The 20,064-nt window shown below is 44.3% G+C and carries 12 protein-coding genes; 6 read left to right on the plus strand and 6 right to left on the minus strand.

Annotated elements, in window-relative coordinates; all coding sequences use genetic code 11:
* Positions 1-10: 10 nt before the first annotated feature.
* The 5 genes from IEV61_RS01555 to IEV61_RS01575 form a co-directional block, all read right to left on the minus strand.
* Positions 11-583, minus strand: coding sequence for an NUDIX hydrolase (locus IEV61_RS01555; protein ID WP_188413148.1), 573 nt, complete (start codon positions 581-583; stop codon positions 11-13).
* 377 nt (positions 584-960) lie between these two features.
* Positions 961-2,232, minus strand: coding sequence for a DUF1501 domain-containing protein (locus tag IEV61_RS01560; protein ID WP_188413150.1), 1,272 nt, complete (start codon positions 2,230-2,232; stop codon positions 961-963).
* A gap of 66 nt (positions 2,233-2,298) precedes the next feature.
* A complete protein-coding gene (locus tag IEV61_RS01565; protein WP_188413152.1) occupies positions 2,299-4,296 on the minus strand; it encodes a DUF1800 domain-containing protein in 1,998 nt (665 codons plus the stop codon).
* Positions 4,297-4,430: 134 nt separating this feature from the next.
* Positions 4,431-4,859: a VOC family protein gene (locus IEV61_RS01570; protein WP_188413153.1), complete on the minus strand. Its 429-nt coding sequence runs from the start codon at positions 4,857-4,859 to the stop codon at positions 4,431-4,433.
* A gap of 101 nt (positions 4,860-4,960) precedes the next feature.
* Positions 4,961-5,743, minus strand: coding sequence for a slipin family protein (locus IEV61_RS01575; RefSeq protein ID WP_188413156.1), 783 nt, complete (start codon positions 5,741-5,743; stop codon positions 4,961-4,963).
* A 217-nt stretch (positions 5,744-5,960) separates the two neighbouring features.
* Between IEV61_RS01575 and IEV61_RS01580 the strand changes: the two genes are divergently transcribed.
* The 3 genes from IEV61_RS01580 to IEV61_RS01590 all read left to right on the plus strand — a co-directional run bounded on the left by IEV61_RS01580 (position 5,961) and on the right by IEV61_RS01590 (position 7,916).
* Positions 5,961-6,749, plus strand: coding sequence for a hypothetical protein (locus IEV61_RS01580; RefSeq protein ID WP_188413158.1), 789 nt, complete (start codon positions 5,961-5,963; stop codon positions 6,747-6,749).
* A 348-nt stretch (positions 6,750-7,097) separates the two neighbouring features.
* A complete protein-coding gene (locus tag IEV61_RS01585) occupies positions 7,098-7,289 on the plus strand; it encodes a hypothetical protein (protein WP_188413160.1) in 192 nt (63 codons plus the stop codon).
* 201 nt (positions 7,290-7,490) lie between these two features.
* Positions 7,491-7,916: a hypothetical protein gene (locus tag IEV61_RS01590; RefSeq protein ID WP_188413162.1), complete on the plus strand. Its 426-nt coding sequence runs from the start codon at positions 7,491-7,493 to the stop codon at positions 7,914-7,916.
* A 113-nt stretch (positions 7,917-8,029) separates the two neighbouring features.
* Here the strand turns inward: IEV61_RS01590 and dnaE are convergent, their stop codons facing one another.
* Positions 8,030-11,614, minus strand: coding sequence for a DNA polymerase III subunit alpha (gene dnaE, locus IEV61_RS01595; protein WP_188413164.1), 3,585 nt, complete (start codon positions 11,612-11,614; stop codon positions 8,030-8,032).
* Between the two features lie 282 nt (positions 11,615-11,896).
* Here dnaE and IEV61_RS01600 point away from each other — a divergent pair, with 282 nt between their 5' ends.
* The 3 genes from IEV61_RS01600 to IEV61_RS01610 all read left to right on the plus strand — a co-directional run bounded on the left by IEV61_RS01600 (position 11,897) and on the right by IEV61_RS01610 (position 19,821).
* Complete coding sequence (locus IEV61_RS01600) at positions 11,897-17,053, plus strand: translocation/assembly module TamB domain-containing protein (protein WP_188413166.1); 5,157 nt, start codon at positions 11,897-11,899, stop codon at positions 17,051-17,053.
* Positions 17,054-17,057: 4 nt separating this feature from the next.
* Entirely contained in the window at positions 17,058-19,310 is a 2,253-nt protein-coding gene (gene tamL, locus IEV61_RS01605) for a translocation and assembly module lipoprotein TamL (protein WP_188413168.1), read from the plus strand.
* Positions 19,311-19,392: 82 nt separating this feature from the next.
* Positions 19,393-19,821, plus strand: coding sequence for a retropepsin-like aspartic protease (locus IEV61_RS01610; protein WP_188413170.1), 429 nt, complete (start codon positions 19,393-19,395; stop codon positions 19,819-19,821).
* Positions 19,822-20,064 lie beyond the last annotated feature (243 nt).

The raw sequence follows: 20,064 nt of genomic DNA on the forward strand, positions 1-20,064 counted from the left end.
TATTAAAAGTTTAAATCTTAAAAATATCGGGATACCTAAGTGCTGCTTTCAGGATGAAGTTCATAGAATCGGTTACCCATATTTTACCATCTTTTACGTATTGCAATACCTCGGGGGCCGGCATGGTGAGTACCTCAATATCTTCAGTTTCGTCAAGCTTTTGTATGGAGTTAAATTCGGCATCGAACAAAATGTAGCCGTAAGTAATTTGCCTTGTTTTGGTTGGGTTATTGGCAATTTGACCTAAAGATTCCAGTTGATCGGCATTGGCCTTTACACCTATCTCCTCTTCCAGTTCATTTAAGGCCGACTGGATGAGCGATTTTCCATTTTGACGCATACCACCGGGAAGTTCAAGCAGTATCTCGCCCAAACCATGTTTGTATTGCCTTACCAGTATCACTTCATGAGCCGGGGTTAAGGCCAGTACCTGAACCACATCACCCAAAGGGGAAAAGTAATAATCGTCGATAATTTTTCCGTTGGCCAGTTGCACCGTATGCTGCAATATAGGAAACCACGGACTCGGTGATACATCCTGCTCTTTCAGCACTTTCCACTTTTGAATTTCATGCGTGTTCATGCCGCTAAAATAACAAAAAGCCCCTCCTATATCCTCCCCGGGAGGGAGGACTTTTTGAAATGTCTAAAATCTTGTCGGAAGTCTTGCTATCCTACGAGGCGGTGACTTGTGGTTTGAACAGGATCTCTCACTTTCGTTCGAGATTACAGAATTTACGTTAAAGGCCAGCCTCTCTTATTTTGAACAGTAGTAGCGTTACTTCGCAAAGTTTTGTTAAGATAGCATGCTTTACAATTCCCTCCCTCGGGAGGGCAGGGAGGGGTCTAATGAAGCGTTTATTAAACATCATAGCGTTCAGACCCTCCCTGCCACCGCGCAATCCGGCCGCACCCCTCCCCCAAGGAGGGAATTTTTGAATAACCTTTCCAAGAGGCTACTTACGCCCTCATCACCCCTATCTTCTCCCCCTTCCAGTCGGGGAATAGTACGCGGTTATTGGTTACTTTAAGCTGGCGGTCGGCTACCTCGCTAAATACACTTCTAAAATCGGTGGTTACGGCAAGGTCGCGGCCATCTTCAAGGTTTTCGTTGGCTAAGGGTTGCATTTTGCCGTGTACAAGTCCGCCGTTTACATTATTGCCCAAAATAAAGTTGCACGAGGCACGGCCATGATCGGTACCGCCGGTGCCATTTTGATGAACGGTACGGCCAAATTCGGTCATGGTCATTACGGTTACATCGTCCTGGTAAGCACTGAGGTCATTCCAAAAGGCCATCATGCTGCTGCTCAAATCACCTACGTTGCGGGCAAATATGCCATTGTCTGTTCCTTGCGAGTAATGGGTATCCCAACCGTTAGATTCGGTAAAGGCTACTTCCATACCCACTTCCATCTTAATTAACTGGGCTATTTGTTTTAAGGAGTTACCCAAGGCCGAAGTTGGATAAACCACGTTGTTGGCAGGTTTATAATTTTTAACATCGGCCTTTTGCAGCATTTTTACGGCATCAAAGCTTTCCTTGCCTGTATCGTGCAATAAGCCGGTCGATGTTTTATCGTAAAGGTCTTCAAAGCTTTTGGCGGCCATGTTGGCGGCACCCGGGTTACCACGCATTTGGATGGCAAAATCTTGCAGGTTGCTGATAGATACCGTAGGATTATCTCCATAGAATGAACGCGGCATGGCCGACGTTAAGCTTACGGCCGTGAACGGCGTAATGGCATCGTGCCCAAGTAAACCCACGGCGCGGTTTAACCAGCCGCTGGCCGTACCCTTATTAAACGGTGTGCCCGACTCCATGTAATCTTGCGCGTCGAAATGAGAACGGGTGTTATTGGGCGAACCGATGCCATGCACGATACCCAAACGCTTTTCGCGGAACATGGGTTCAAAAGCCTGCATGGAGGGATGTAAACCGTAGTGACCATCCAAATCTATCAACGATGCGCCGGTACCGGTTTTAGCGGCAGACATAAACAGGTTAGGTCGGGCGGCTTTCAGATATTCATCGGTAAAAGGTGTAACGGCCATCAGTCCGTCCATGGCGCCGCGCTGAAATATACATACCAGCACCTTGCGTTTACCGTAGGGGTTAATGAGTTGTTCGCCGGCTACAGCTTCGGCCAAAAAACCTGGGATGCCGCCCATAAGGCCCACGCCCATCAGGGCCAAACCGCCCGATCTTAAAAATCCTCTTCTCGATACCATGATTAAAATTTTAATCTTGTAATATTTAAACATCAACCTCACCCACTGGCAAGTATAGCACAGGCTTTACCGCCTTTGAAACTCGGGCGAACCTATAATAACGCCAACCACCTGCGATAGCATATTTTTATTTACCCCCTTGGCCTGCATAGCCATGTAGGTATTATTTTTTAAAGCTTTATCGCGTAGCGTATCAGTCACTGTTCCCTTCATCATTACATTGTTAGATGCAGTAGAAGGATTGGCTGCCGGTTTGTTTTGCGCGCTTGCCGCTGCTACCTTATCCATCAGTTGCGGGTCGTTAAGCATGGGCGTTAAGCGCTTAATGGTTTCGCTTAAATTACGCTCGGGCATAATGAGTTTGCTATAAGTTGTTAAAGCTGCCTGTGCACTTTCGGGCTCGTGATTTTGATTGAGCGCCATAAGATTGACATTTACGCCCGGTATACGGCCGGATGCCAATGCCAGGCCAAAGTTCATGCGGTTAAGCAACGACCCGGTATTTATCCAATACTGTCCCTTATCGGGAAAGCCAGTTGGGGCCTGGTAGTAATATTTTTTTTCGCCCATGCGATTGATCCAGGTATATAACTGGTATGGTTGCTGAATATCGGCATGAAGCGTACGCACGGCACCGATGGCCAGTTCAAAGGGCGACTTGGTTTTTTCGCGAACCGATGTTTTGCTCCAGAATTCGGGTGCCGATACCATAGTGATCAACACTTCTTTAATATCGCCATCTTTCTCATTAAAGGTTTTCACCATTTTGTTCAATAACGATTGCGGCGGGTTATCGCTCACAAAGCGTACGGCCAGTTTACGGGTAATAAATTTAGCAGTAGACTGGTGGTGAGCCAGCATATTCAGCAGATCTACCCCTTCCTGATAGCCGCCATCGGGACCAAATTGCTTGCCTAACACCGTTTTTTGGCCACGATCGTGGCGGTTGGCGGTAAACAGAAACTCGCCGTCGTGCACGTAGCCTTGTTCTTTTAACCTGTCTGCGCTAAAGCGTTCCTGCAGTTTGCGCATGTAGCCATAGCCTTCATCGCCCATGGGGTAAATGGTCCAACCAGTTAATACACGTGCAGCTTGGGTTACGTCATTTTGAGTGTAGCCGCCATCAACCCCCAGGGTGTGCAGTTCCATTACCTCGCGGGCATAGTTTTCGTTTAAACCGGCGCCGTTCTTTTTAGGCTGTGGCTTGGGTGCGACCATAGCCATGGTATTGCCCATCATCATTGAGGAACCTTCCATTGCCATGCCCATACCAGGTTGAGCATCGGCCTTCGGTTTAGCTTGTGTATTGTTAGGTTTGGCTGGGGCGGCATTATCGCCCGAGCTTGACGAATTATCTAAATAAATGAGCATGGCCGGAGATTTGGCCGTTGCCAGCAACAGGTTACCAAATTTGCCAAATACATTAGGCCGTATTACATCGCGCTCGTAAGTAGGTATAAACACCGCACACTGGTTTTTGGTAATAGATACGTTGAAGTGGTTAAACCAAAAGTCGGTCATGACCTCTTGCAACTGGTTTTGGGTGTAAGCCGCACGCAGTACTTTTTGGTTAATAAACTGCCGATACAATTCCTGCTCGGCCACCATGCCGTGCTGCTGCATATAATTATTGATCAGATCCCTATATTCTTTCCTGTCGCTCCTGATAGAATCTTTATTAACCACGCTATCGCGGATCATCATGCGGGTTACCTGGAAAGGGCGCGGGTATTTGGTGATGATTTGCTCGGTACTGAGTTTAACCGCATCAAAATCTTTGAGTAATTGTTTGAGTGAATCATCGGGTTGCCGTGCTTCCAGTTGTTGAGCAAACCATTTTTCGAGACCGGTTTTCACTACCTCGTCAACCTGGCCCGGAGTGGCACCATAAGTAAAGCGGCTCAACAGGTGGGCCGCGGCCTCACGCTCGGTTAAACCTTTTGATTTATAAGGAAATTTAGGAACGTCTTTGTAACCCAGCTGACCTGTATAAAAAGCCGAAAATCCAAAAAGTATAAACAAAACAGCAATGGCACAATAGAACCTGCTTAACCCGGTTTTCATAAGCATTTTGTTTAAATGATGTTTTAATAGACAACTAAAGCAGTCTGTGGTTTAACCACTTATCAAATTTAAAACAATTTTATTTGAATAATTAGTTTAGCCTTGTATCATTTTCATCGCTCGGCAAAGGCCTGTTATATTGCAAACAGTTGGCCTATATCTTTAAACGCTTTAAACTCCAGCGCATTGCCCGATGGGTCGAGAAAGAACATGGTGGCCTGTTCGCCGGGTTTGCCGGCAAAGCGAATGCCCGGCTCAATAATGAAATGGATGCCTTTTGCTCTAAGACGCGCTTCGAGCTCATGCCATGCGTACCACTCCAGCACCACGCCGTAATGCGGCACAGGTACATCATGCCCATCTACCGCATTGGTGTGATGTTGCGATCCTCCTTCGGGCCGGGGTTTAAGGTGGATAACGAACTGGTGACCATAAAGGTTAAAATCGGTCCACTGGTCGCTGCTGCGGCCTTCGGGGCAGCCCAATACTTCGCGGTAGAATTTACGGGCTTCATCTAAATTGTATACGGGGATGGCTACATGGAATGGGGTGAGTTTGCTCATATATACTAAAATTTGAGGGATGGCAAATTAACAGATATTGCGCATACATAAAAGCCATCGTGTCCAATCCTCCAGAATGAGCACATTACAGGTATTAACCGCTACTCTTCGTCTTTTTGAATGGCCGGTTTCTGGGCGGCAACCATTTCGGTAAAGCTGCGGGCGGCGTTGGTAAAGTCTGACGGTACCAATACAATGGTGGTAGTATTATTATCAATGCCAATTTCCGACAGCATTTGCATACGCCTTAATTCCAGCGCTATAGGACTGCGTTCCATTTCTTTAGCGCCCTGGGTTAACTTGATCGATGCTTCGAGTTCTGCCTCGGCTTTAACGATACGGGCACGTTTTTCGCGGATAGCTTCGGCTTCTCGGGCCATAGCGCGTTGCATAGCTTCGGGGATCTCTACGTCCTTCATTTCCACCATTTCAATTTTGATACCCCATGGACCGGTGGCCGCATCCACTATTTTTTGCAGGGTGCCATTAATTTGCTCGCGTTCGCGCAGTACTTCATCCAGCGAATGCTGGCCTATGATGTTACGCAGGGCAGTCACCGAAAACTGGTAAACTGCTTTATTATAGTCGGCTACCTTTATAATGGCATCTTCGGGGTTGGTGATCTTGAACCATAGCACGGCGTTTACCTTAATGGTCACGCTGTCTTTAGTAATGGTTTCCTGCTGTTCCAGGTCAACCGTTTTGGTGCGGATATCCACCAGTTGCTGCCGTTCTATGAACGGGATGAGCCAGAAAAGCCCCGGCCCCCTAATGCCCTGAAAGCGCCCCAAGCGAAAAACCACCGCCCGTTGATACTCCTGCGCAATGCGGATGCCCGATAATAATACGAATACAATAACGCCTATAATGGGTAAGAAATACATGTTGATGATGGTTAAATGGATGGGCCAATGTACGAAAGTTATGTGCAAATCATTTTTATAAATTTGCACGGGTAGTTTCGTTCAGGCGTGGACGCCTGAACGGGCGGGGGGTGCAGAACAATAAACCATTTAATACTATATAAATCATCAGTTTAAAACAAGCAGCACTACATGAGGTATATATTGAAACAGCACTTTTATTAACTTAAACCACCGCATGAAGAAGAGATACCAAATACTGATAGGCCTGCTTGTTTTAATTGCGTTTCCGTTTGTAGTTGTGGGGATAAATCAAATAACCAGCAGGTACTATAACCGGCAATTTAATACCATTGAAGCCGGCGTAAAATCGGCACATTATACCTTAACCAAAGTTGCTGTTACCGGCAGCTTTGAATACCACCCCGGAGAATCTAATTGGAGTGCCAACGATACGGTGATGACCGAAGGCAATGACGGCTATCTGTATTTTGACACCCTGCAAAATGTGGTAAAACTGGAATACAAAAACTATGCATCAACACTGGGCGAAGACAACCTCGCCCATATGGTAACTATTACCTTAACCGGCAAGGTAGTGCATGACCATGTTATAAAAAACACGGAATATGCACAGCTAAGAAAGAACTGCATTATACTAAAGGATGAAATTAAGCCCTTTCAAAAATGGACAGACCCCGCACAGGTCATCTGCCTTAAACACTTTCACCTTAAGGAGTTTAATAGCTTTAAAATTTTTAACCCGTTAAGCGGCCTGGGAGGTAACGGCGGCACTCACTATCACTGGTGGGACGGCGATGCTTATTATGAAGTAAAACACCAAAACGAAGTGCTTAAATTTAAACTGCCCTGTCAATCGGCCGCTATACTTTTTCCGGGTGATTTTGATTACGACACCGGTATAAATTACTACCGCTTGCCGGCCCAATACAAAGCCGATGTTGCCTTTTTAGTATATGCGGTTAACAGTGCACCAAACAGCCTTTATATTGTTAAGCATAAATAGCAATCAGCGCTGGCAACCGTATTGGGTGCATTGCCAACACGTTATTTAAGTATTTTCCCGGTGATTTGGGCAGACTGAAGTCTGCGGGCATAGTGGTGCGTAGTCGGAGACTACGCACAGCGCGGGGGGACTACAACATTTTCGTTTTTTTCTAACGGTGCAACAACAACTGGCGTTAAATTTTTAGGCAATAATATTGAAAACTGTAACGCCAACCAGTATTTAAATTTTACTAACCGGAGTGAATACCGGGAAAACGTTCCTTCAACCGACAAATCGAGCGCTTACGCTACTTTAGAAGCTGATCAGGTAATTAATTGTACCTCAAATACCTTTACAGTCACCTTAATGAACGCCCTGATAGTTCCGGGAAAAGAACAAACAATTATTAATTCAGGCACCGGAGTAATTACGGTAACAGGACAAGTTGTTTCAACAGTTCAACAGAATATCAATGGGGCAGCTACTATTCAATTAGCTACTCAATATAAATTTATTACAGTTAAGGCTGTTGGAGCCAATTGGTTGATCATCGGATAAAATTAATACATCCACTCGTTGCTACGAGTGTATGATTCGTAGTATAGTATAGGAAGGTTAAACCTTCCTATACTATACTACTTGTTACCCTACGCTAAACTCGCGGCAGCGGGGTTGACACAGATTTTTTTACAGACTTACAATAAATAAATTTAGCCAATTACCTGTATATTAGTTGCAACCTAAAGTTGAAGCAACCTAATGATGTTTGGCTTTCTAATTATAATTCTCTTTGTTGTTTGGTATAAAAACTCAACTAAGAAAGACCCTATTGAATTAGAATATTTAAATTATTTAAATAACATGGGAGACAAAAACTTCTTTTGTTATAATAACAAGTTAAGCTTAAAAAAATATGTTGAAGAGAATATAGTACCATATTTGCCAGAACAGGTTGAGATCATTTATTTAAACGGCAAAACCCCGGAATCTGACTATCCGGAAGTTGTAATCTCCAAAATGCTTTATGGCTTGAAGCTTTATGACGGCTACCCTCACTTAATTAAAATAAGAAGTGGGGTTACTACTGAAATATCAATTAATAATGATGTGTTTAATTGTATCAACCAGCACAAAGACATCAATCCAATTCTATTTAAAATTTATACGTTTTTTGATTTAGGTTAATCTTATAAATTAAACGTAATTGCGAGCGGTAGCGCTGCAACCGCAAGCATTTATACCTGCCTATGTGCGGTTGCAACGCTATCGCTTTTCCAATAATATTACATATATCAACCCTACTTCAACACCGGCTGCACATTCGTCAACCCAAAAATCCCTTCAATCAAATCATCACTTGGGTTTACTTTACAGGTCTTCGAAAACATGTCGGTAAACAACGTGTCCTCGCTGTCTTTGATCATGAAGCGGAGGGTGCAATTTTTGACGGGGTATTTTTGGTTGTTGGCTTCGATGATGTTTTGCAGGTTGTTAACCAGTTGATCGGTTAGGGCGTGCAGGTGTACGCACACGGTGAGCGATTTGGTCATTTTATCGCGCATTTCGGAGAGCAGGTTAATGGCGGCCAGGCGCATATCCCAGTTGTCTTTTTGGCGGTACTTTTCTTCTACCGTGCCTTTGATTTGCACAAAAAAGCCATCGCCCAGCAGGTTGCGGAATTTGATGTAATCATCGCCAAATAATGCAAACTCGTAGTTGTCAAAATAATCTTCTATGACGAAGGTACCGAAGGGCTTGCCGGTCTTGGTCATTTTATGCTGCACATTGGCCATGAGGCCGCCAATGCTGAGTTCGCCTTGCTTACGCAGGGTGGCAAAACGTTCCATCATTTCGGGTGGGGCTTCGCCGTTGCGCATGGCTACTAATACTTTCAGGTCGGCTACTTTGTTCTGGCAGTATTTTTCGAGTTCCAGCTTATAGTTGTCAAGCGGGTGACCGGTCAAATAGATCCCTATTACATCCTTTTCGTACTTCAGCTTTTCTATCAGCGGCCACTCTTCGCTATCGGGCATGGCCGGTTCGGGTATGTAAGCTTCCACAGTACCGCCAAATAACGACGACTGCGAACTATTCAGCGTATTTTGATAATCGTTGGAGTATTTAATTAAGCGTTCAACGCCGTTTAATATGCCATTCTCCGTTTTGGCAAAAAAGCAGGAACGGTTCAAGCCGAAACTATCAAAGCCTCCGCTATACACCAGGTTTTCGTAGGCTTTCTTGTTAACGTTGCGGCCATTGCTGCGCTGCGCAAAGTCAAATATAGATTTATAAGGGCCGCGCTCGTTGCGCTCGTCTATAATACTTTCAATCGCCTTATCGCCTATTCCTTTTACGCCAGTTAAGCCAAAGCGCACATCGCCCTTTTTATTCACGGCAAAGGCCAGGTCAGATTCATTTACATCGGGGCCAAGCACGTTAATGCCCATGCGGCGGGTTTCTTCCATAAAGAAAGAGATCTTTTCAATATTGTTCTGGTTGTTTAATACCGCAGCCATAAACTCGGGCGGGTAATGCGCCTTTAAGTAAGCCGTTTGGTAGGCCACAAAGGCATAACAGGTAGAGTGCGATTTATTGAAGGCATATTGGGCAAAGGCTTTCCAGTCGTTCCAAACCTTGGTCAGTTTATCTTTAGCATGGCCTTTGGCAGCCGCACCTTCCATAAACTGGCCTTCCATTTTGTTGAGCACCTCAATTTGCTTTTTACCCATGGCCTTCCGTAAAACGTCGGCATCGCCCTTACTAAAGCCGGCCAGTTTTTGCGATAAAAGCATCACCTGCTCCTGGTATACGGTAATACCATAGGTTTCGCCCAGGTACTCCTCCATGTCATCCAAATCGAACGATACAGGCTCTAAACCATGCTTACGCTTAATAAAGCTGGGGATGTACTCAATTGGCCCCGGTCGGTACAGGGCATTCATGGCAATTAAATCTTCAAACCTATCGGGCTTTAAATCGCGCAGATACATTTGCATACCGTCGCTTTCAAACTGAAAGGTACCGTTGGTATCGCCCCGTTGGTAAAGCTCGTAGGTTTTTTGATCGTCTAAGGGAATGTAATCTATATCTATTTCCACACCGTGGTTTTGCTTAATCAGGCGAAGCGCATCCTTAATAATGGTGAGGGTTTTGAGGCCCAAAAAGTCCATCTTAATAACACCGGCATCTTCAATAACGCGGCCGTCGTACTGGGTAACCAGCAGGTCGGAGTCTTTGGCGGTGGCTACGGGAACAATATTTGTTAAGTCATCGGGCGCTATGATGATACCCGCTGCGTGCACACCCGTATTACGTACCGAGCCTTCCAGCTTTTCGGCCTCGCGCAGTACAATACCTTTTAATTCTTTAGATTTATAGATCTCGGCCAGTTCGGGCACCTGCTCAATAGCCGTTTTAAGGTTAATGCCCAAGGTATCGGGCACCAGTTTTTTCAGCGCGTTTACCTCGGCCAGCGGCATATCCAGGGCGCGGCCTACATCCTGTATACTGGTACGGGCGGCCATAGAGCCGTAGGTAATAATTTGGGCTACCTGGTTCTTACCATATTTATCAACCACATAGTCAATCACCTTTTGCCGACCGGTATCATCAAAATCCGTATCAATATCGGGCATCGACTTACGGTCGGGGTTCAAAAAACGCTCGAACAGGAGGTTGTACTTAATAGGATCTATATTGGTAATGCCCGTACAATAAGCCACCACAGATCCTGCCGCCGAACCACGTCCCGGACCAATGAATACGCCCATGTTACGGCCCTCCTTAATAAAATCGGCCACGATGAGGAAGTAACCTGCAAAACCCATGGTTTTAATGGTGAACAGCTCAAAGTTAATGCGCTCTTCTACCTCGGGTGTAAAATCAAGATACCGCTCGCGGGCACCTTTCATGGTTAAATCTCTCAGGTATTCCCATTGATTGAGCACGTCCGACTCCGGTCCCTGGTGTATCTGAAACTCGGGCGGTATAGGGAAGTTAGGCAACATGATGTCGCGTTTCAGCTTCAGCACGTCTACCTTGTCTACAATTTCGTTGGTATTATCTAACGCTTCGGGTATGTCGTGAAACAGCTTGGCCATTTCGGCCTGCGTTTTAAAATAAAACTGGTCGTTAGGAAAGCCGAAGCGATAACCCTTGCCGCCTTCTTCGTCAGTGGCAATGGGCGTACTTTGCATATCGCCGGTGTTTACGCACAGCAAAATATCGTGCGCGTTAGCATCCTGCTGGTCTACATAGTGCGAATCGTTAGAGCAAATGATCTTTACGTTATGCTTCTTGGCAAACCTTTGCAGCGTATTATTAATAGTAGTTTGCTCGGGAATGTCGTGACGTTGTACCTCGATATAATAGTCTTCGCCAAAAATATCCAGCCACCATTTAAACTCCTTTTCAGCCTCGTCTTCCGATTTTTTGAGGATAGCCTGGGGTACTGAGGCTCCTATACAACAGGTAGTAGCAATAAGCCCTTCATGATATTTAAGGATGAGTTCTTTATCTATCCGCGGCCACTTGCTGTACAAACCCTCCATGTACCCCAGCGAGCAAAGCTTGATGAGGTTTTTATAGCCCTGTGCATTTTTAGCTAGTAACAACTGGTGATGGCGTACGTCTTTTTTCTCTTTGGTAAACTGTTTTTTATGACGGTCTTCCACCACGTAAAACTCGCAGCCAACAATGGGTTTTACACCATGTTTTGAAGCTTCGGCTACAAATTTAAATACGCCGAACATGTTACCATGATCGGTTATGGCCAGGGCTTTCATACCATCGGCTGCTGCTTTTTTGTAGAGCTTTGATATATCGGCGGCACCGTCGAGTAAAGAAAACTGGGTGTGAACGTGTAAATGAGAAAAATCTGGCATAACTAATCCTTCGCGTGGAGTACAAATTTAAATAAAATACCGCCCTCCCCTGTTTAAAGTATAAAGCATTTTTCAACAAAAATGCTAAAGTATTCACACTGAATGCAGAAGGTTAATCCTGCTGCAAAATGCTGTATTAAATATAAAAACGCTTAAAACCATTTAAAATTACGGGTGTTAAAAGTGTAAATTTGCCGTTATCTTGTTTTCCCACAGGCAGGGGGCATAGTGTTTGTACAACTTTTAGTACTGCATCATCTACATCTCGAAAAGTTAATAAAATTGGAAAAATTTGGACGTATAGCTTTAAAAACCATTCTTTGGATAGTTGGTAGTGTCATCTTTCTGGTGCTCCTTGTAGTTCTTTTGATACAAGTGCCCGCCGTACAAAATTTCGCTAAAGACAAAGCCGTAAATTTCCTGGAAGGGAAAATTCATACTAAAGTTGAAATTGGACACATCACCATTGGCTTCCCCAAAATGCTGGTGCTGAAAGATGTTTATTTTGAAGATCAAAAACGTGACACTCTTATAGCAGGCGATGAACTGAAGGTAGACATTAGCATGTTAAAGCTCCTGAAAAGCCAGGTAGAGATTAACGAGATCAATTTGCAGGGCATTACCGCCAAAATCAATCGCGGACCCGATAGTCTTTTCAACTTTGATTATATCATCAAAGCTTTTGCCGGAGAAAACAAGAAAGAACCCAAACCCGAAGACACCACTTCTACACTTAAAATATCGTTAGATAAAATAATACTCGACCGTATTAACATTGCCTATAAAGATGTGACCACCGGCAACGACGTCAAATTTTTATTAGGCCACTTTGATACCCGCATTAAGAAATTTGATTTAGACAGCATGCGTTTCAGTATCCCGAAGATAAACCTTTCGGATGTTAACGCCCGAATTATACAAACACCAGCCGGTTCGAGCATTGCCCAAACTAATGCGGTAGATACCGCCACCACTCCGCTTAACCTGAAACTGGAACTGGGTACTATCGATTTTTCGAAGATCAAGATAGATTACCGTACCAACGAAATGAGCACCGTGACCACCCTTGGAAAGCTATTGGTAGAGATGGATGCTATTGACCTGAAAAATCAGCGTGTTGGTGTTAAAAGCATTACCCTGAATGACACCAAAGCAGGTTTAACCCTGGCCAAACCACAATCGGTAACCCAAGCTATAGTTAAGGGTGCCAAAAAATTAGACACCCTTGTTACTGCTCCTAACAGCACCAAACCATGGCACGCCACTATTGGCAAAATTAGTTTAGCTAATAACGATATTAAGTTCGATAACAATGCTCAGGCACCTTTGCGCCGCGGTATTGATTTTGGGCACATGGATATTAAGAACCTGACTACGGAGATAGAAAACCTTTCGTACAGTCCGGATACCATAGCGGGCAAGGTAAACCAGTTTACGTTTACAGACAAGAGTGGTTTCAACCTCAAACAGTTCCGTACCTCGTTTATGTATGGTGCCAAAAGCGCTTACCTAAAAGATTTGTATGTTGAAACCCCGCAAACCGTACTGCAACGCAATTTAGAAGTTACTTACCCATCTATTGAAAGCTTAACCAAAGACATTGGAAAGTTAGGCATCAACGCCAATTTAGATGGCAGCAGTTTAGGCTTAAAAGATGTGTTATTGCTCATGCCTACTATGGCCAGCATGGAACCGTTCAAAAGTACACCCAATGCAGTATTCAAGATCAACGGCCGGATTATGGGTCGGGTTAACAACCTGAACATCCCTAATTTTGAAGTAACCGGTTTATCAAATACGCACATCAAAACATCAGCCGTGTTGCGTGGCATGCCCGATGTGAAAAAGGCTTATTTCGATGTAAATCTGGCCGATTTTACTACCAGTCGTCGCGATATCATGCGCCTGGCACCACGTGGTACCATCCCTCCTAATATTAATATACCTGAGTACATGACCCTGCGTGGTAAGCTGAAAGGCACCATGAAGGATCTGTCGACGCAAATGACATTAAGTTCAACATTAGGTGCCGCAGCCATAAATGCAAACGTCAAGAATGCAATGGACATGAAGCGCATTGCTTATGCGGCCAACGTGAAGGTAAAAAACCTGAATGCCGGTGCCCTGAGCGGTCAGCCGCAAATGGTAGGCCGCCTTACGCTTAATGCCAACGTTAAAGGTGCAGGTGCCGATCCTAAACATTTGAACCTACAGTTTGCCGCCAACGTACTTAGTGCACAAATAAAGGGTTACAACTACCGCAACCTGGTAGCCAAAGGCAGTGCCCGTAATGGAAATTATGTAGCCACAGCCCGCATGAAAGATCCAAACATCAACTTTACGCTGGATGCCAAGGCCAACATGAACAAGAAATATCCGTCGGTTAACGCCACGGTACTGGTTGATAGTGTGAACCTGCAAAAGCTAAATTTTGTGAAGGATGATATGCGCTTTCATGGTAAGCTGGTAGCTAACTTCCCTACTGCCGACCCCGACTATTTAAATGGTAGCGCCGTATTAACGGATATGCTATTGGTGAATAAAGGACAGCGTATTCAGTTAGATACCGTAAGTGTTATTTCAACCGCCAATGCCGATAGCAGTAGCCTGCGGTTAGCAACGCCGTTCCTAACTGCCCATTTAGGTGGCAAGTATCAGCTAACGCAAATAGGTACTGCCTTACAAGATAATATAAATAAATACTTCAATACCGCTTTAGCCGCCGCCCCGGCAGCACGAGGTAAAGCAATTAAAACTGCACCGTACAAACCTCAGCAATTCAACTTTGATATGCGCGTGGTTAAAACACCACTGGTTGCACAGTTTGCACCCGATTTGAAACAGCTTGACCCGGTATTGATCAATGGCCGCTTTGATAGCCAAACCGGAGAATTGCTGGTTAACGGTACCATGCCAAAAATTGTTTATGGCACTAACGTAGTAAGTAATGGCAAAATAAACATTAACACTGCCAATAACGCTTTAAACTACGCGTTAACCTTTGACCAAATACAAGCAGGCAGCAGTTTAAAACTGTTGTACCCTAGTCTCAGCGGTAATGCCCAAAATGACAAACTGAATTTGAGCCTGCAAGTACGTGATGCTGCGAAGAAAGAGCGCTACCGTATAGCCGGTGTATTTAACGTAATACCGGGCGCCTACCAGTTCAGCTTCCTGCAAAACGGGTTGCTATTAGACTATGCCGAATGGGCGGTTAATCCTAACAACTCATTCCAGTATGGCCCCAAAGGTATATTAGCACGCGATTTTGCATTAACCAATAATAATCAAACTTTGAGTATTAACAGTAACCCGGCGCAGCCTAACGCACCGCTCACCGTTAATTTCAACAATTTCCATATCGAAACGCTAACCCGCCTGGCCCAGCAAGACTCGCTATTGGTAGGTGGTACCATTAATGGTAATGCAGTAGTAAGCAACCTGCAGGCATCACCCGTATTTGTAGCCGATATGAATGTTGGCGATTTTAACTTTAAAGGCGATACCGTTGGTAACATAGCCATTAAAGTGAACAACCAAACCGCCAATGCCTACGCAGCAAACGTAAGCATAACCGGCTACGGTAACCAGGTAGACCTAACCGGCATGTATTACACCGATACCCCCGAAGGCCGCATGGATATGAACCTGAACATTGTGAATATGAGCATGAAGAGCATTGAAGGCTTCAGTTTTGGCAGCATACGCAGGGCTACGGGCAACATTACAGGTCAGTTAAAAATTACAGGTAATACAGCTGCGCCAGCGGTAAGGGGAGATATCAATTTCACCAAAGTTGGGTTCAATGTATCCATGCTCAACTCCTACTTTACCATGCCTAACGAAAGCATTACCTTTAATAACGAGGGTGTACGTTTCAACGATTTTACACTGATAGATAGCCTTGGCAATAAAGCCACAGTTACGGGAGCGGTTTATACGAAAACCTATACCGATTTCCGTTTTGGGTTAGATATTAATGCAGCCAACTTCCGTGCGGTAAACTCTACCAAGGCCGATAACAAGTTGTTTTACGGTCAGCTTTATATTGATACACGTGTGAAGATACGGGGCGATATGAACAAGCCTGTGGTTGATGCCAGCCTGACCGTGAATGATAAAACGGATATGACTTTTGTGCTGCCCACTACCGACCCGAGTGTGGAGGACCGAAAGGGCGTGGTGGAGTTCGTCAGTAAAAACCCTGATCTTGACTCCATATTATACGCCAAACAACTGGATTCGCTCCGCAAATCAGAACTTACGGGTTTAGACTTAACAGCTACTTTAAACGTTAGCAAGAACGCCAACTTCAACATTGTAATTGATGAGCGTAACGGCGATGTGGTACACATTAAGGGCGAAGCACAACTAAGCGCGGGTATTGATCCAAGCGGTAAAATTAACCTAACCGGTACCTATACCGTTAACGAAGGTTCATACCAGCTATCTTACGGGCCGGTAAGCCGCTTGTTCCGCTTTAAACAAGGCAGTACCATTGTTTGGAATGGCGACCCGACCAACGCCAACGTTGATTTAACCGCAATTTACCTGGCTAACGTTCCTCCTATTGATTTAGTGCAGGATCAATTGAGCGGTACAGATGGCTCTGGCACTGTTTATAAACAAAAGCTACCTTTCAATGTAAACCTCAACATGAAAGATCAGTTGCTTACACCAAAAATCAGCTTTGACATAGTGTTACCGGATAGTAATTACACCGTGTCGCAAAGCGTTGTTGATGCTGTGAACAACCGCCTTTCGCAAATCAGGCGCGACCCTAACGAAATGAATAAACAAGTGTTGGGCGTATTGGTACTGGGTCACTTTATTGGCGATAATCCTTTACAAAGCCAAGGCGGCAGTGCCGGTGTGGAAGGTGCTGTCCGTAATAGCGTGAGCAGCCTACTATCTAACCAATTAAATAAACTTGCGGGTAACTTTATTGGAGGTGTGGATTTGAACTTCGACCTGCAATCGGGCCAGGATTACTCCTCAGGTACCGAACAAAACCGTACAGACCTGAACGTGGGGCTATCAAAACGCTTCCTGAATGATAGGTTAACCGTAACCATTGGTAATAATTTCCAACTCGAAGGTAAACAACAACCGGGGCAAAGCTCCAGTACGATAGCTGGTAACGTATCTGTTAATTATCGTTTAACTAAAGACGGCCGCTACATTCTGCGTGCTTATCGCCGCGACCAGTATATTGTTATCCAGGGTCAGGTTATTGAAACAGGTGTGGGTTTTACCGTTAATGTAGACTATAATCGTTTTAAAGAGATTTTTTCTAAAAACAGTCCGGAAGAAAGAGCTTTACTGCGTCAGCGCAAGCGTGAGGAGAAAGAGAAAAAAGAGCAACAAGAACAGAAAGAAAAACAACAGGACAAGCAACCTGCTGATGAGCCAAAGCAGACTACTACTTCTACAAACTAAACCTATGATTAAAAATTTAGCTTACTTATCGTTAATGTTTGCTTTAGTGATCAGCGCTTGCAGCACCACCAAGGATTTGCCTGCCGGTCAAAAGCTATATACCGGAGGTGAGGTCAACTTTACAGATAAAGACCTGTCTAAAAAAGAAAAAAGCCTTTTAACTGAAGATTTAACAGCTTTATTAAGACCAAAGCCTAACGGAAAAATAGGTCCGTTCCGTTTTAAATTATACATTTATCAAAAAACAAAAACTACCAAAACCAAGGGTTTAAAGCATTGGTTAAACACCAAGTTTGGCGAACCTCCTGTGCTGGCAAGCGATGTTGACCTTACAGCTAATATTACCATTTTGCAAAACCGGCTGCAAAACCGCAGTTATTTTCAAGCCCAAGTTACCGGCGATACCATAAGCAAGGATAAGAAAGCAAAGGCTGTTTACACAGTTTCGGCAGGGCCATCTTACAAATACCGAAATATCATCTTCCCTACAGGTACTGACCCCTTGGATACAGCGATCAAAGCAACAGCATCAGAAACTATCTTGAAAAAAGGCGAGGCTTATAACCTGGATGCCATTAAGGCAGAACGTTTGCGTATTGATGCACGTCTTAAAGAAAAAGGCTTCTATTATTTTGCACCCGAAAATTTGATTTTCAGTGCGTTTGACACCACCATTGCCGGCCACCAGATAGATGCTTACATGAAGGTAAAAAACGATGTGAGCGAGCGTGCACGCCGTGTTTACACCATTAATAAGATTTATATATATCCGGCCTACTCTTTAAGAGATACGGCTTTAAAGCTTGATTCGGCTGTAAAATATAACTGGTACAATGTAATAGATCGCCGCCGACGTACTATTCGCCCTTATGTGTTCAAAAATACGGTTTTGCTGCACCCGGGCGAAGTATACAACCGTACAGACCACAATAACTCTTTGAATCGCTTTATTGAGTTAGGGCCTTATAAATTTGTAAAGAACCGTTTTGAGGATGTGTCTGCCGATTCATCTAAACTAAATGCTTTCTACTTTTTAACCCAATACCCGCGTAAGTCTTTATCTGTAGATTTATTGGGTCGTACCACATCGGCCAACTATAACGGAACCCAGATCAATATCAACTGGCGTAACCGCAATACCTTTAAAGGTGCAGAAGCGCTAACCGTCACCTTGTTTGGTAGCACCGATGGGCAAATAGCATCAAGCAATGGTGGCTATGCACTTTCACAAGTGGGTATAAACACTACCCTATCGTGGCCGCGTTTTATCAGTCCGTTTAATTTCAAGGCCGATAACGCTTACATACCGCGTACTAATTTAAGCTTGGGTTACTCGGTTATAAACCGTAGCCAACTGTATAACCTTAATTCGTTCAATGGTTCATTCGGTTATCAATGGAAGCAAAACGTACACAAAAGCCATGAGCTTAACCTTTTGGCAATTACCTATGTTAAGCCGGCAAGTGTAACCGAATTGTATTTAGATAGTATTAGAAGAACGCCTAACCCGGCTTTAAAACACGTTATTGATCCTCAGTTTACCTTTGGCCCAAGTTATAGCTACACGTATACCAACACTACAGAAACGTACCGTACCAACACTTTTTACTATAACGGGCGTGCAAGTACATCAGGCTTGTTAACCGGCTTGTTTATGGGGGCAGATACTTTAGGCGGTAACGCAAAAAAGGTGTTTGGTACTAACTTCAATCAATACATTAAATTAGAGAATGAGATTCGTTTCTTCCACAAACTTGGTGCAAAAAGCACTATTGCAGCAAGGGTAATTGCGAGTGCAGGTTTACCATATGGCAACTCAACCATTTTGCCTTACAGTCAGCAATTTTTTATAGGGGGTGCTAACAGCTTACGTGGTTTCCGTGCCCGCTCAATAGGGCCGGGTACAATTGACCCATTAGCTAACAATCCTAATGGTTTTATTGGCGATCAATCGGGCGATATTAAACTGGAAGGTAGTTTAGAGTACCGACCGCACTTGTTTAGCATTGTTTATGGTGCATTGTTCTTTGACGCAGGTAACGTATGGAATGCCAAATCGGCTGCTACTTTACCAGGTGGAACTTTCAGCAAAAACTTCTTGAGTCAGTTAGCTACCGACGTTGGTGCAGGTCTCCGTTTTGATGCCAGTGTATTAGTATTGCGTACCGATTTTGGTTTCCCGTTAACCCGGCCTTATAAGTCGGATACTGCAAAAGATAAAGTGGTATTTAATTTAGCCATAGGCTATCCGTTTTAAACATCACACCCGTTTAACTTATAAAATGCCATTCCTGATTATTCGGAATGGCATTTTTAATTTGTTAGCTTCGCCCAAATTTATGAAGATCAACATTCCCTTATACACCATTGATTTGCAAGACGATGGCTACCACCTGTTAGTCGAAGTTAAAATTGGCCGCAAAAGTTTTAAGGTAGTATTAGATACAGGTGCCTCCAAAACCGTATTTGACCAAACCATGCTGGCGCAGGCACTTAACCACGTAAATGTTCAGTCGACAGACCGCCTGTCGGCAGGCTTAGGCACGCTCACTATGGAATCGTTTACAGCAGTATTGCCTGATTTTAAGATAGGAAGATTAAAGCTCCCTGACTTTGAAGTAGCTGTGTTAGATCTTTCTACTATTAACCAAGCTTATGCACAGCTCAATCATCCGCAAGTACTGGGCGTGTTGGGTGGAGATATTTTGATGCGCTATAAAGCTGTGATTAGCTATGGGAAGCAGAAACTGAGCTTGCAGGTAGAATAAGTGATCACTTAACATACATTGCCGTTTGCGTAGCCTGGCAATATCTACAGGAATAAGCAAATAACACCTTGTTATAAAGTTCAGCATACTACCTTATCTCATGCACTTGCATAGCCGGTTTTATTCGTTTAAATTTACTTCACATTGAATAACTATATACACAGCCTAACACGCCCTTAGGCGGCTTGGTTGGCTATAAACAGGCATCCATACATACCTGCATAATTTGCTGTTCCTCATAAA

It is taken from the genome of Mucilaginibacter galii, from assembly GCF_014635825.1.
In the GTDB taxonomy this organism is placed as follows: Bacteria; Bacteroidota; Bacteroidia; order Sphingobacteriales; family Sphingobacteriaceae; genus Mucilaginibacter; species Mucilaginibacter galii.

What these genes read in the sequence shown, in the direction of transcription:
- IEV61_RS01565 (WP_188413152.1), bottom strand. Translation starts at nt 4,296, where the DNA reads ATGAAAACCGGGTTAAGCAGGTTCTATTGTGCCATTGCTGTTTTGTTT.
- IEV61_RS01580 (WP_188413158.1), top strand. Translation starts at nt 5,961, where the DNA reads ATGAAGAAGAGATACCAAATACTGATAGGCCTGCTTGTTTTAATTGCG.
- IEV61_RS01570 (WP_188413153.1), bottom strand. Translation starts at nt 4,859, where the DNA reads ATGAGCAAACTCACCCCATTCCATGTAGCCATCCCCGTATACAATTTA.
- IEV61_RS01590 (WP_188413162.1), top strand. Translation starts at nt 7,491, where the DNA reads ATGATGTTTGGCTTTCTAATTATAATTCTCTTTGTTGTTTGGTATAAA.
- IEV61_RS01560 (WP_188413150.1), bottom strand. Translation starts at nt 2,232, where the DNA reads ATGGTATCGAGAAGAGGATTTTTAAGATCGGGCGGTTTGGCCCTGATG.
- dnaE (WP_188413164.1), bottom strand. Translation starts at nt 11,614, where the DNA reads ATGCCAGATTTTTCTCATTTACACGTTCACACCCAGTTTTCTTTACTC.
- tamL (WP_188413168.1), top strand. Translation starts at nt 17,058, where the DNA reads ATGATTAAAAATTTAGCTTACTTATCGTTAATGTTTGCTTTAGTGATC.
- IEV61_RS01585 (WP_188413160.1), top strand. Translation starts at nt 7,098, where the DNA reads ATGAACGCCCTGATAGTTCCGGGAAAAGAACAAACAATTATTAATTCA.
- IEV61_RS01555 (WP_188413148.1), bottom strand. Translation starts at nt 583, where the DNA reads ATGAACACGCATGAAATTCAAAAGTGGAAAGTGCTGAAAGAGCAGGAT.
- IEV61_RS01610 (WP_188413170.1), top strand. Translation starts at nt 19,393, where the DNA reads ATGAAGATCAACATTCCCTTATACACCATTGATTTGCAAGACGATGGC.
- IEV61_RS01575 (WP_188413156.1), bottom strand. Translation starts at nt 5,743, where the DNA reads ATGTATTTCTTACCCATTATAGGCGTTATTGTATTCGTATTATTATCG.